Origin of the sequence: Nesterenkonia cremea, from assembly GCF_014642675.1 — a bacterium.
Taxonomy (GTDB): domain Bacteria; phylum Actinomycetota; class Actinomycetes; order Actinomycetales; family Micrococcaceae; genus Nesterenkonia; species Nesterenkonia cremea.
The window spans coordinates 65,211-78,321 of record NZ_BMIS01000014.1 but is presented as its reverse complement, the minus strand read 5'-3'; the positions used below and the strand labels follow the sequence as shown (position 1 = coordinate 78,321).

Annotated in this window: 10 protein-coding genes and 1 pseudogene; 10 read left to right on the top strand and 1 reads right to left on the bottom strand. The window is 63.8% G+C overall.

The genetic code is table 11. The annotated features are described in order from the left end of the window. The 7 genes and pseudogenes from IEW85_RS12700 to IEW85_RS12670 all read left to right on the top strand — a co-directional run. Nucleotides 1–127: pseudogene (locus tag IEW85_RS12700) on the top strand (integrase core domain-containing protein); the annotation flags it as partial. A gap of 109 nt (nucleotides 128–236) precedes the next feature. Beyond that, a complete protein-coding gene (gene benA / locus IEW85_RS12695; RefSeq protein WP_188686358.1) occupies nucleotides 237–1,613 on the top strand; it encodes a benzoate 1,2-dioxygenase large subunit in 1,377 nt (458 codons plus the stop codon). Between the two features lie 80 nt (nucleotides 1,614–1,693). Next, nucleotides 1,694–2,227, top strand: coding sequence for a benzoate 1,2-dioxygenase small subunit (gene benB / locus IEW85_RS12690; RefSeq protein ID WP_188686355.1), 534 nt, complete (start codon nucleotides 1,694–1,696; stop codon nucleotides 2,225–2,227). A 99-nt stretch (nucleotides 2,228–2,326) separates the two neighbouring features. Further along, nucleotides 2,327–3,883: a benzoate 1,2-dioxygenase electron transfer component BenC gene (gene benC / locus IEW85_RS12685; protein WP_188686352.1), complete on the top strand. Its 1,557-nt coding sequence runs from the start codon at nucleotides 2,327–2,329 to the stop codon at nucleotides 3,881–3,883. Beyond that, complete coding sequence (locus tag IEW85_RS12680; RefSeq protein ID WP_188686349.1) at nucleotides 3,880–4,674, top strand: 1,6-dihydroxycyclohexa-2,4-diene-1-carboxylate dehydrogenase; 795 nt, start codon at nucleotides 3,880–3,882, stop codon at nucleotides 4,672–4,674. The genes benC and IEW85_RS12680 overlap by 4 nt, the downstream gene beginning before the upstream one ends. 89 nt (nucleotides 4,675–4,763) lie before the next feature. Then, complete coding sequence (locus IEW85_RS12675; RefSeq protein WP_188686346.1) at nucleotides 4,764–7,463, top strand: helix-turn-helix transcriptional regulator; 2,700 nt, start codon at nucleotides 4,764–4,766, stop codon at nucleotides 7,461–7,463. A gap of 224 nt (nucleotides 7,464–7,687) precedes the next feature. Next, nucleotides 7,688–8,977: an MFS transporter gene (locus IEW85_RS12670; protein ID WP_229659021.1), complete on the top strand. Its 1,290-nt coding sequence runs from the start codon at nucleotides 7,688–7,690 to the stop codon at nucleotides 8,975–8,977. Between the two features lie 188 nt (nucleotides 8,978–9,165). Here IEW85_RS12670 and IEW85_RS12665 read toward each other — a convergent pair whose 3' ends face one another. Further along, on the bottom strand, nucleotides 9,166–10,257 hold the full coding sequence (locus tag IEW85_RS12665; RefSeq protein ID WP_188686341.1) for a tartrate dehydrogenase: 1,092 nt from the start codon (nucleotides 10,255–10,257) through the stop codon (nucleotides 9,166–9,168). Between the two features lie 139 nt (nucleotides 10,258–10,396). Here IEW85_RS12665 and recR point away from each other — a divergent pair, with 139 nt between their 5' ends. The 3 genes from recR (at nucleotide 10,397) to IEW85_RS12650 (ending at nucleotide 13,095) form a co-directional block, all read left to right on the top strand. Then, entirely contained in the window at nucleotides 10,397–10,993 is a 597-nt protein-coding gene (gene recR / locus IEW85_RS12660) for a recombination mediator RecR (RefSeq protein ID WP_188686338.1), read from the top strand. A 320-nt stretch (nucleotides 10,994–11,313) separates the two neighbouring features. Next, nucleotides 11,314–12,189 (top strand): transporter substrate-binding domain-containing protein, encoded by an 876-nt coding sequence (locus tag IEW85_RS12655; RefSeq protein WP_188686335.1) that lies wholly within the window; start codon nucleotides 11,314–11,316, stop codon nucleotides 12,187–12,189. Between the two features lie 129 nt (nucleotides 12,190–12,318). Beyond that, entirely contained in the window at nucleotides 12,319–13,095 is a 777-nt protein-coding gene (locus IEW85_RS12650) for an amino acid ABC transporter permease (RefSeq protein WP_188686330.1), read from the top strand. Nucleotides 13,096–13,111 lie beyond the last annotated feature (16 nt).

The following is a 13,111-nucleotide window of genomic DNA, read 5'->3' as shown; positions in this document are numbered from 1 at the left end:
CGAGTCAGCCCGTGAAGCCTCCTACGAGGCCTTCCTCCACGAATACAATCACCACCGACCCCACACCGCTATCGGAGGTCTGGTTCCCTCAGCCCGCGTTCACAACCTCACGGGGAAGTACACCTAGGTCACACCTAGGAGGTACCCTTACGTGAGCTCAGTCACAGTGGGACACGATGATCGGGACCGACGATCGGCGACCTGCCGACACACCGAATCTCAAGGGGAGGTTTGCCATGACTGACACGCTCAACGTCCACACCGACACTCGAGAGCTGATCGAGAACGGCGTTCAGGAGAAGCCGGAGGAAGGAATCCACCGGGTCAACCGCAGGATCTTCACCGACGACGAGATCTTCGAGCTGGAGATGAAGCACATCTTCGAAGGCAACTGGGTCTACCTCGCGCACGAGACCCAGATCCCGGAGATCGGCGACTACTTCACCACCTACATCGGACGGCAGCCCGTTGTGATCACCCGTGACAAAGAAGGTGGGCTGAACTGTCTGATCAACGCCTGCGCGCACCGCGGAGCCATGCTGTGCCGCCGCAAGACCGACAACCGGACTACGTTCACCTGCCCCTTCCACGGCTGGACCTTCCGGAACTCAGGTGAGCTTCTGAAGGTCAAGGACGGCCGCAACGGCGGCTACCCGGAACAGTTCAACACCGAAGGCTCCCATGACCTCACCAAGGTTGTTCGATTCGAGAACTACCGAGGCTTCCTCTTCGGCTCGCTCAATCCGGACGTGAAGCCCCTGGAAGAGCACCTCGGCGACACCCGCACCGTCATCGATTCGATCGTGGACCAATCCCCTGACGGCCTCGAGATCCTCAAGGGAGCCACCACCTATACCTATGACGGGAATTGGAAGCTCCAAGCCGAGAACGGGGCCGACGGCTACCACGTCACCTCAGTGCACTGGAACTATGCGGCCACCACCGCCCGGCGCAAGTCCGGCGAATCGAAGAACGACACCAAGGCTATGGACGCCGGCGGCTGGGGCAAGGTCTCCGGCGGGTTCTACTCCTTCCCCCATGGCCACCTGCTGCTCTGGCAGGAATGGACCAACCCTGAGGATCGCTCGCTGTGGAACCAGCGTGAGCGGTTGGTGGAACAGTTCGGCGAGACCATGGCCAACTTCATGATCAACATCTCCCGGAATCTGTGCATCTACCCCAACGTGTATCTCATGGACCAGTTCAGCTCGCAGATCCGGCATATTCGGCCGATCTCAGCCGATAAGACCGAGGTGACGACATTCTGCATCGCACCCAAGGGCGAGCCCGCAGACGCCCGCGCCCACCGCATCCGGCAGTACGAGGACTTCTTCAACGCCACCGGCATGGCCACCCCGGACGATCTGGAGGAGTTCCGTTCAGCCCAGAACACGCACCAGGCCTCTGCCGCACCCTGGAACGATATGTCCCGCGGCCAGGCGCACCAGATCAACGGGCCCGACGAACAGGCAGCTGCACTGGGGATGGAACCTCTCGCCTCCGGCAGGCGGACCGAGGATGAGGGGCTGTACCCGATCCAGCACTCCTACTGGCACCAGGTGATGACCACGGCGATCAGCCAGCAGGAGGAGCACCCCGCACCGACTGCATGACGTCGGATCAGTGTGCGCCGAACCTCCTCTCACCACACCGGACCCTCCGCTGAGACGCGGGAGAAAGACGAAACACCGCTATGAGCACCACTGAAATTCAGAAGAGCACAGGCCTGGTCGTCGACGTCGAGGACGCCGAACGGATCCGTCAGTTCGTCTATCGGGAGGCGCGGCTCCTGGACGACTGGCAGTTCGACCAGTGGCTGGAGTGCTACCACCCTGACGCCGAATTCTGGATGCCGGCCTGGGACGTGGACGACACCCTGACCAAGGATCCTCAGAATGACATCTCCCTGATCTGGTATCCCAACCGGAGCGGCCTGGAGGACCGTGTCTTCCGCATCAAGACCGACCGCTCCGCAGCCACTTCGATTCCGGAACCTCGTACCGAACACAACATCGGCGGCATCGAGTTCCTGGAGCGTCGTGACGACCAGGTCGAGATCCGCTTCAGCTGGACGACCCACTACTACCGCTACCACGAGACTCTGACCTACTACGGTCACAGCTTCTACACCCTGGACATCGCAGGGGATTCCCCCCTGATCCTCGGCAAGAAGGTCATCCTGAAGAACGACCGGGTCCATCACCTCATCGACATCTACATGATCTGAGGTCCGCCCGGGCTGGCCCGCCACCGTCAGAACCCACCCAAGACCATCCTGAGATCCGCCGGAGCTCGGCAGATCTCACTGCTGACAAGAGAGACCATCATGAGCAATGAAGTGGCCATCAACTTCGAAGATGGCGTGACGAAGATCGTCAGAGTCAATCCGATGGAGACGATCATGGAGGCCGCATTCAAGGCCCGCATCAATCTTCCCTCAGACTGCCGAGACGGCGCCTGCGGAACATGCAAATCCCTCTGCTCCTCCGGAGACTTCGACCCCGGAGACTACATCGAGGACGCGCTCTCAGACGCGGAGCTCGAGAAGGGACACCTGCTGACCTGCCAGTCCGTCCCGGAGTCTGACATGGTGGTGGAGGTGCCCACCACCTCCGAGGTCGCCAAAACCTCTGCGGCAGACTTCGAGGCGCAGATCACCGAACTGATCCATCACTCAGAGACCACAGTGTCCTTCACCATGTCGGTGAAAGACCGGGATGACCTCGCATTTCTCCCGGGCCAATATATGAATCTCTCGGTGCCGGGGACCGACCAGGCCCGCTCCTACTCGTTCAGCTCTGGGCCGAAGGAGGCAGCGGCCTCGTTCATGGTGCGCATTTCCCCTGGGGGCGCGATGTCGGACTACCTGACCGAGCGGGCGGCGGTCGGAGACGTCATCACTATGACCGGTCCGTTCGGCAGCTTCTTCCTGCGCCCGCCTCAGCGTCGGCTGCTGCTGCTGGCTGGTGGCACCGGCCTGGCTCCCATCCGGTCGATCCTTGAGAAGATCGCCCAGGACGGGACGGACCAGCCGATCCACCTGGTCTATGGCGTCACCCGCGACGCCGACGTCGTGGGTCTGGAGGAGCTGGACGCGTTCTCCGAACGGATAGAGACCTTCACCTACAGCTATTGCGTCGCTGACCCTGACAGCAGCGCCGAGCAGATCGGCTATGTCACCCAGTTCTTGGACGACGAACACCTCCAGAACGGCGACGTGGACATCTACCTGTGCGGCCCTCCGCCTATGGTCGATGCCGTCTCCCGCTGGTTGGACGACGAAGGTGTTCAACCAGCCAACTTCTACTACGAGAAGTTCGCTCCCAAGGGCTCCACCGATGATGATGAGACCGGCGCGCCAGCTTCCGATGAAGAGCTCAGCGCCTCCGGTGACTCATTGACAGCCGGAGAGGCGATCTCCTCGATGGAGACAGGACAGCTCTCCTTCACCCGTGAGGACTCGATGGCGCATCTGGACGCACGGATGGGCCTGGAGCTGGCCGTCACGGAACTGATGATGGGCCGGCTCAGCGACGAGCAGCTCCAGCAGCTGCGTCGCCTGGCTGAGGCGACCTCCGAACTGCTCCAGGATGACGGCATCACCGACATCGAGAAGTTCGCAACGCGCAACGAGGAGTTCCACGAGTATCTCTTCCACATCTGTGACAATCCGACCTTCTTCGAGAGCTTCCGGCGGCTGGACGTGCACAATCAGATCGTGGAGGCGATGCGCAATGGTGCATGGATCGCTCCGGAGATCGATGCTGAGCACTTCGCTCTGGTCGAGGCATTCGAGAGCAAGGACCTCGAGGCAGCTCGCCGCATCATCCGAGAACACAACCAGCACGCACGGATGACTATGTTCGAGGTGGTGCGGGGGTGAGCGCCGCGAAAGGACTGCTGAGGGACAAAGTCGTCCTGATCACAGGGGCTGCCCAGGGGATCGGCCGGGAGACCGCGGTGCTCGCAGCAGAGCAGGGCGCAGACCTGATCCTCGCTGATCGCTCGGAGATCGTTGAGGAGACAGCCCAGGCCGCCCAAGCTGCCGCGCAGGCAGAGCGCAGAGAGCTGAGCGTCGCCACTGTGCTCGCTGACCTCGAGACCTGGGACGGGGCGCAGAAGACCGCCGCAGCGGCCGGAGACATCGATGTGTGCATCAATGCGGTCGGCGGCACCATCTGGGCCAAACCCTACGATCTCTATGAACCCGAGCGCATCGACGCCGAGATCAGGCGTTCGCTGTTCCCCACCCTCTGGATGTGCCGGGCGGTGCTCCCCCGGATGAAGGAACGGGGTGCCGGCACCATCGTCAATGTCTCCTCGGTGGCCACCCGCGGCGTGAACCGCGTGCCCTACTCAGCGGCCAAGGGTGGTGTGAACGCCCTCACAGCGTCGCTGGCTATGGAGTCCGCGCCGGCCGGAGTGCGAGTGGTCGCTACTGCCCCAGGGGGAACGGAAGCCCCTGCACGCCGGATCCGGCGAGGTCCCGGTGCGCAGACGGAGCAGGAGAAGGCCTGGTTCTCCGAGGTCGTCGCTCAGACCGTGGAGTCCAGCTATCTGAAGCGCTACGGAACTCTCGCCGAACAGGCGTGGCCGCTTGTCCTGCTCGCCTCCGACGTTGCTTCCTACATCAACGGAACCGTCCTGCCTGTGGGCGGAGGTGATCAGGGATAGAGCCGTCAGCAGAGCGACGCCCAGTCTTTGAGAGCCTGCTGAGCGGACCGCGCCGAGCCCTGTCCCAGGTGTTGGAGGCGCACTCGAGCGTGCCAGCATCCGGCGGTCGCCTGGTCGTGCTGCGCGGAGCCTCTCGGTCCGGGCGTTCCAGCGTCCTGCGCGCGCTTCAGGAGAAGCATCCCGAGAGTACCGACGTCCTGGTCGGCACTGCATGGCTGCGCCAGACGCCCTACGCACTGCTGCGCCAGAGCACTGCCGGATTCGACCTGCCCACATCAGGTGCAGATCTGAATCGCAGCGACATGGAGGGTCAGATCACCGCTGCCGAGGTGTTGCTCAGCAGGCTGCCGACAGCAGACCAGGAACCTCGCATCATCGCTGTGGACGACGCCGCCCTCTCCGACCAGGCCAGCCTGCAGGTGCTCACCCTGGTCGCTCGGCGGATTCGTCACTCATCAGCCCTCATAGTGATTGCGGTCAGCCCAGAGAACATGGCGGACCTGGATCCTGACTTTGTCAGGCTTCTGGCCGATCCGATGAATCTGGCAGTCGACATCCCGGCGCTGCAGATCGACGATGTGGCTGAACTCGCTCGACGCCAGGGTATGACCGACATCGGCGACCACGAAGCTGCGATGCTGCTGCAGTACAGCGGAGGGCGACTGACCGTCCTCCAGGAAATCATGGCGGCTCTACCTGAAGGCGCCTTCCCCACAGATCACGCCGATGTTCCGCTGCCACCCAGCGTCGTCCAGGAGGTCCTCCTCCCACTCAGAGAGACAGACTCGCCGACCCTCCGGAATCTGGTCGCGGCACTGACGGTGCTGGGAGATACCCATGATCTGGAGCGTCTCGGCCACGTAGCGGCGACCGGCGACGATACTTCACGCGCTGTCGATCTGGGCCTGTCCTGCGGAGTTCTGACCGAACGCAACACAGCCGGGCTGCGAGTGCTGGGGTTCTCGCATCCCGCTGCACCCCGTGTGGTGTCAGACGACATGTTGCCATCGACTCGACGGGCTCTGCACCGACGCGCAGCAGACACAGCCCCCGAGCCGGAGGAACGGTTGTGCCATCTTGCCGAAGCTGCCCAAGGGCCCGACCTCGACCTGGCAGCCGCCCTCAACGACGCGGCCGAGGTCGCTGAACGGCGAGGACGCTGGGAAGACTCCTCTCGCCTGAAGTTCTCCGCAGTCAAAGTCTTACCTCCCTCGGCCGAACGAGACCGGCAGCTCCTGTCCGGGATCGATGCGCTGGCCAGCGCCGGACATGTCACTGACCTGCTGCCATGGCTCGAAGCAGGCAAAGAAGTTCCGTTCTCCCAGTCCCGGGACGCGGTCCTGGCCAATGTCGCGATCCATCGGGGCAAAGCTGCCGAGGCCGATGACCTGCTCTCCCGAGCTTCAGCGTCAGACGCCTTGACCTCAGAGTCAGACGCTCACGTAGCTCTGCGCCGAACACTCGACGCATTGAGCCGATGGGATGGTCAGCAGCTGTGTTCCTGGGCGGCCCGCGCGATGGACCTCAGCGACCCGGAGGAGCCAGCTCATGTTGAGTCACTTGCCATGCGAGGCGTAGGACTCGCGGCGCAGGGAGACTTCAGGGAAGCTGAACGAACCATCGATGAGATCGCTCGACGCAGCGCTCTCGGGGCCCAGAAGCAACGGTTCCATCTGTGCAACGGATGGGTGCTGCTGCGGCAAGGCAAGCTGCGAGAAGCGGTACGTGAGCTCGAAGCCGCTGTCCCCACCCGGTATGAGCGCGGGTCCATGCGTATATCTCTCTGGGCGCGTGGATGGCTCGCCCGCACCCAATACCTCCTCGGCGAATGGGACGACGCACTTCGCACGGCTGATAGGGGGCTGACCGAATCCTCAGCCGCAGGCATCGCCCTGGTGAGCCCTCTTCTGCATTGGACAGCAGCTGAGATTCGCCTGTGGCGCGGTCATTCACCCCAGACCGTCATGCGCCGTGCCACCAACGGTGCTTCCCTCAGCGACTACCTGGCCATGCAGGTCCCCGCTCGTCTGGTCCGGGCCGTCGCGGCCAATGTCCGCGGGGATCACCTCGGACGCGCAGCAGCTCTGCAACCATTGCTGGACGTCGACCCCTGGACGTCCGAGCGCACCTCCTTCTGGCCCTGGCACGCCGAGCTGGTCGACGCACTGATAGCTGTGGGCCGCGACCGGGAGGCTCGTCGAGCCTCCGACCAGATGATGGCTCTGGCAGACCCGTCGAATCGGCATGTCTACGCACTCGCGCTGACCTCGCGGGCGCGTGTCCTGGGCGCCCAAGGGGACACAGGCCAAGCCGAGAAGAGGTTCGACGAGGCAAGCCAGCTGCTGGGACAGGCCGACGACCAACCCACCACTCAGGCGCAGGTTCTGCTCAACCGCGGGCAGATGCTCCGTAGAGCCAATCGGCGACGCGAGGCGGTGACATGGCTTTCCCGAGCCCGCGAGTTCTACGAAGGTGTCGGAGCGACGGTCCTGATCGACCGATGCGACCGTGAGCTTCGAGCCACAGGCATGTCGGGACACGGGCAGGATGCTGGGTCGAATCTCCGCGACGAGCCCGACGTCTCCTCACACTTCACGCTGACTCCTCAGGAGCACGCTGTGAGCGACCTCGTTGCACAGGGAATGACCAACAGCGAAGTCGCTCAGAAGCTCTTCATCGCTGAAAAGACAGTGCAATACCACCTGACGAACGTCTATGCGAAGTTCGGCATCCGTTCCCGAACAGAGCTGGCTTCGCGGTGGCTCGGAGACCACGGAAGTCTGCCATAACCCCACCTCTCCAGGCATCCCCTGGGTGGATATCAGGGATCCCTCCTATGTGACGCAGAACACACAGTGGAAGACTCGGGTGAACCCCGACAGGCCCTCTCTCAAGAGGCCGTCGCACAAGAGACAGAACCGATTCGAGCATCGCACCTACAGACAAGTGAGGAATCATGTCCCAAGCTCTCACGACTGCGACCCCGGCCAAAGAACGCCGCACAGCTGCGTGGGTGGCGTTCATCGCCTGCACGGCCCTCGTATTCGATGGGTATGACCTGACCATCTATGGCACGGTCATGCCCACCTTGATGAACGACCCGAGCCACATCGGGCCGCTCGATGGTGCGACCGCAGGTGCGCTCGGCTCCTACGCCATGCTCGGCGTCCTCGCAGGTGCCCTCATCACGGGCGGCATCGGCGATTATCTCGGCCGCCGCCGCATGATTCTGCTGAGCATCACGTGGTTCTCAGTCGGCATGATCCTGACGTCATTCGCCACCTCGGTGCTGGCCTTCGGCCTGCTGCGCTTCCTGACCGGCCTGGGACTGGGCGCCGTGCTCGCCACCGCAGGTGCCACGATGGCGGAATTCGCGCCTGCCGACAAGAAGAATCTCTACAACGCCATCGTCTACGCAGGGATTCCGGCCGGAGGCGTACTCGCCGCACTTCTGGGCATGATCCTTCTCGACCCTATCGGGTGGCGCGGGCTGTTCCTCATCGGTGCCCTGCCGATTCTGCTGATCCCTGTCGCATGGTTCAAACTCCCAGAGTCACCCCGATGGCTCCTGTCCCGCGGACGGCGCGAAGAAGCGATCCGAGTCGCAGAGCGCACGGGGATCGCGTTGGTCGACGAATCCCAGACAGCGGATGACAAGGCGGTCGAGCGCACAGGCTTCGCCGCGCTGATGACCCCGAGATACCTGCTCCCCACCATACTCATCGGCTTCATGTCCTTCTCCGGACTGCTTCTGACCTATGGCCTGAACACCTGGCTTCCTCGCATCATGGAGGGCTACGGCTACGGGACGACCTATTCACTCGCATTCCTCCTCTTCCTCAACGGGGGCGCCGTCATCGGTTGCCTGCTGGGCTCGAAGGTGGCGGATCGCGTCGGACCTAAGCGCGTGGTGACCGGCACCTTCATCCTCGCAGCCCTCTCACTGAGCCTGATGACCATAGAGCTCCCGTTCGCAACGCTCCTCCTCCTCATCTCCATCGCTGGCGTCGGCACGTTGGGGACGCAGGTCCTCATCTACGGCTTCGTCGCCACCTACTACACCACCAATACCCGGGCAGCCGGGGTCGCTTGGTGTGCAGGGTTCGGACGCCTCGGAGGAGTGGCAGGACCTGCGGTCGGGGGCTTGATCACCACCCTCGGCCTCACAGGCGGTGCCGCGTTCTATGTGTTCGGCGGTGTGGCGCTGTTCGGAGCTGGCATCACCCAGCTGGTACGTCGCCAGAAGGATCTCGAAGAGATCGATGTCGTCCAGCGGGAGCAGCGCCAGACGCAGGACGCCTAGGTGCAGTCCCCAACGCATGGGGAATGAGGCTGAGCAAGGAAGGAGACCTCCGTATCGGTGCGGGCGACCAAACCCCACTCAGGATACGGAGGTCTCCATCTCATAACCCGCCCGGAACCAAGCCGGAACAGAACGCAGGACGGCTCACAGCCGGCGCTCACGTTCACAGCCGCCTGACGGACCTGCACTCAGGCGGCGTCCACGGCCTGGGCTATAGCGGTGCCCAGCTCCTCGCACCTCGCACTGCCGCCCAGATCCGGAGTCATCGTCTCACCGGACTCCAGCACGGTTTCGAAGGCTGTGGTCACTGCTTCAGCCGCCTGGGCCTCGCCCAGGAAGTCCAGCATCATGGCACCGGCCCAGATCTGACCGACCGGATTGGCGATCCCCTGTCCTGCGATGTCGGGGGCGGAGCCGTGCACCGGCTCGAAGAGCGAGGGCAGCTCACCGGTGGGGTTGATGTTCGCCGAGGGTGCCACGCCGATGGTGCCGGTGCAGGCCGGGCCCAGGTCGGAGAGGATGTCACCGAAGAGGTTGGAGGCCACCACCACGTCGAACCAGTCCGGGTGCAGCACGAACTGCGCGGCCAGGATGTCGATGTGAAACTTATCCACCTCGATCTCGGGGAAGCTCTCCCCCATCTCGGCCACCCGCTCATCCCAATAGGGCATGGTGATGGAGATGCCGTTGGACTTGGTGGCCGAGGTCAGCCTGCCGCCGCGCCGCTGAGCCTGCTCGTAGGCGAAGCGCAGGATCCGGTCGATGCCGGTTCGGGTCATCACGGTCTCCTGGACGACGGTCTCTCGGTCGGTGCCCTCGAACATCTTGCCGCCGATGCTGGAGTACTCGCCCTCGGTGTTCTCACGGACCACCAGGAAGTCGATGTCTCCGGGCTCGCGGCCGCGCAGCGGACCGGGGACGCCGGGCAGCAGCTTCACCGGGCGCAGATTGACATACTGGTCGAAGCCGCGGCGGAACTGCAGCAACGAGCCCCACAGCGAGATGTGGTCCGGGACGACGTCGGGCCACCCCACTGCGCCGAAGTAGATCGCGTCGAAGCCGCTCAGCGTCTCGAACCAGTCTTCGGGCAGCATCCGGCCGTGCTTGGTCCAGTACTCGGCGGAGGCGAAGTCGAACTCCTGGGTCTCCAGACGGAACCCGAAGCGCTCGGCCGCCCGACCCAGGACCTTCAGGCCTTCCGACATCACCTCAGTGCCGATCCCATCGCCTGCGATCACGGCGATGCGGTAGGTCCGGTTCGGGCTGCTGAATGCGTTCATCGATGTGGTCTCCTTCGACTGATCGGTCTGATGCGAGCCTAAGCCCCAGGTCGTCCGCGGGGAAGACCCTCCCGGGGCCGCTGCGACACCAGCGCCACGGCGGCAGCACCTCCACTGCTGGCGGGTAGACTGCACTGCTGTGTATGAAGGCGCAGTCCAGGACCTGATCGATGAGCTCGGCCGCTTGCCCGGCATCGGCCCCAAATCCGCTCAGCGGGTGGCCTTCCACATCCTGGAGGCCGACGGCGAGGACATGAAGCGGCTGGCCGATGCCATCGTCTCGGTCAAGGATAAGGTGAAGTTCTGCGAGATCTGCTTCAACGTCTCCGAGGAGAGCACCTGCCGGATCTGCCAGGACAGCCGCCGCGACCCCTCGCTGATCTGTGTGGTCGAGGAGTCCAAGGACGTCATGGCCATCGAGCGCACCCGCAGCTTCCGCGGCAAGTATCACGTGCTCGGCGGCTCCATCAATCCGATCGCCGGCATCGGGCCTGATCAGCTTCATATCCGTGAGCTGCTGAACCGCCTCTCCGATGACCAGATCGAAGAGGTCATCATCGCCACCGACCCCAACCTCGAGGGCGAGGCCACAGCCACCTACCTGGTGCGCATGCTCGGCTCCATCGGCATCAAGCTGACCCGCCTGGCCTCTGGGCTGCCGGTGGGCGGGGACCTCGAATACGCCGACGACGTCACGCTCGGACGTGCTTTCGAGGGCCGCACCGACATGTCATGACGCTCTCCGGACACACTGCCGGGGAGATCGTTATCCAAGCGTGATCGTTCAATTTCACACGACTTTCCATATCCTCATCCGCCCGACTTCCCTGCCCGCAGAGGGCTTGTCCCATATGGGAAGGGAGCTCCGCGCACCCACAGCGCCCTGCTTTACGGGAATGTTTCCGGTGCACTCGTCAAGCCCTGTGTGAGCCCTCACCCAGCTTCTATCCAGTTCCAATTCTGCATTTTCAGGTCTAGCGTGAGCCTCGATGCCCCGCGCTCATCCGCGCGGGCATCACCTGGATCAACGCACACCAGATGATGAGGTACTGAGGCATGAAGCAGAAGACTCACTCAGCCCGCGCCATGGGCGCGCTGAGCGCAACCGCCCTGCTGGCGCTGACCGCCTGCGGAAACGGCGACGGCGGAAACGAAGGCGACGGAGACGGCGAAGAGCTGACCATCGCACTCTTCGGCGAGGAGCCCTACTCCTGGATCGATGAGGAGAGCGGCGAACCCACCGGCGCCACGATCGCCGTGGCCGAGGAGATCTTCGAGAACCGCCTGGGCTATGACATCACCATCGAGGAGGAGCCCGACTGGGACAACCTCATCCCCGGACTGACCGCTGGACACTGGGACGTGGTCTCCGCAGGCATGTCCATCACGGGGGAGCGCTGCGCCGAGGCGGCCTTCGGCGATCCCGAGCTGCTCTACACCACGGCTTTCCTCGTGGAAGAGGGCAACCCGCACGGCGTCGAGGACTTCGAAGACCTGCAGGAAGCCGGCCTGGACGTAGTCGCCCTCTCCGGCGCAGTGGAGTCCGGCTGGATGGAGGAAGAGGGCATCGACCATGACACCGTCGGCAGCGCCGATGACGGCATTGAGTTCGTCGAAGGCGGCCGCGCCGATGTCTTCGCCCTGACCGCCGCCTCCCTGGAAGCTATGGCCGGCGATATCGACGGTCTGGAGGTCACCGATTCCTTCGAGCATGAGCTGTCCATCGGCGCACACGCCTTCCTGCCCGAAGACGAGGACCTCGTCGAGGAGTTCAACGCGGAACTGGCTGAGCTGATGGAGTCCGGCGAGTACCTCGAGCTGGTCGAGGAGTTCGGCTTCTCCGAGGACGAGATGCCCCCGAGCGGCCTGACCGCGCAGGAGCTCTGCGAGGAGGACCCGGATGAGTTGGCCGAGGAGTACATCGAGGACTGATCCTCCTCCTTCCGCCTGACGACGTCTGCGGCTGGCCCCGGTGATCCGGGGTCGGCCGCAGACCACGTCTCGGCTCCCAGCTCCACTCCCCACCTCCCCGTCACCGCACCGCACTCCCCGAGGGGGCTCATGGAATTCTTCGAGGACTGGCCCGGATACTTGGACGTGGCCATCAATTGGTCGGACAGACTGCTCGAGGGGCTCTGGACGACCATCCAACTGACCATCTTCGGCGGGCTGCTCGCCTTCGTCGTCGCCGTCGTGCTGGGCCTGATCGCAGGAAGCCCGCGCGCCTGGCTGCGCGTGCCCGCCCGCATCATCATCGAACTCTTCCGCGGAGTCTCCCTGGTGGTGCTGCTGTTCTGGCTGATGTTCGTGCTGCCCCAGATCTGGATGCGGGCCGACGGACTGCCCTTCGAGGGTCTGGTCTACAACACCTTCCTGCTCGGCGTGATGGCGCTGGGCATCAATTACGGCGCCTACGGCGCTGAAGCGGTGCGGGCCTCCATGACCACTGTGCCGAAGGGTCAGTGGGAGGCCACCACCGCCCTGTCGATGTCCTGGCCCCATAAGATGCGCCGCGTCATCTTCCCGCAGGCCTGGGCCCTGATGCTCCCCTCGCTGACCAACCTCTGGGTGCACCTGCTCAAAGGCAGCGCCATCGCCTACATCATGCCCTTCGTCAGCGACTTCACCGCAGAGCTCAACCAGCTGCGGCGCCCCACCGACATCTGGTTCTCCCACGCCTTCATCGGCCTGGTGGTCTACTTCATCCTGGCGCTGATCATCACCCTGTTCATGCAGGCTCTGGAAGCCCGGGCCAAGAACAAGCTGGGCCGAGGACCCTCGCTGCTCGAGATCCTCTCCCCGGCACCCAAACCGGTGACCGCGGGAGGTGCCCGATGATGAGTCACATCCTTGC

Coding starts and splice junctions, on each gene's coding strand:
- benA (WP_188686358.1), top strand. CDS start 237: ATGACTGACACGCTCAACGTCCACACCGACACTCGAGAGCTGATCGAG.
- benB (WP_188686355.1), top strand. CDS start 1,694: ATGAGCACCACTGAAATTCAGAAGAGCACAGGCCTGGTCGTCGACGTC.
- benC (WP_188686352.1), top strand. CDS start 2,327: ATGAGCAATGAAGTGGCCATCAACTTCGAAGATGGCGTGACGAAGATC.
- IEW85_RS12665 (WP_188686341.1), bottom strand. CDS start 10,257: ATGAACGCATTCAGCAGCCCGAACCGGACCTACCGCATCGCCGTGATC.
- IEW85_RS12655 (WP_188686335.1), top strand. CDS start 11,314: ATGAAGCAGAAGACTCACTCAGCCCGCGCCATGGGCGCGCTGAGCGCA.
- IEW85_RS12650 (WP_188686330.1), top strand. CDS start 12,319: ATGGAATTCTTCGAGGACTGGCCCGGATACTTGGACGTGGCCATCAAT.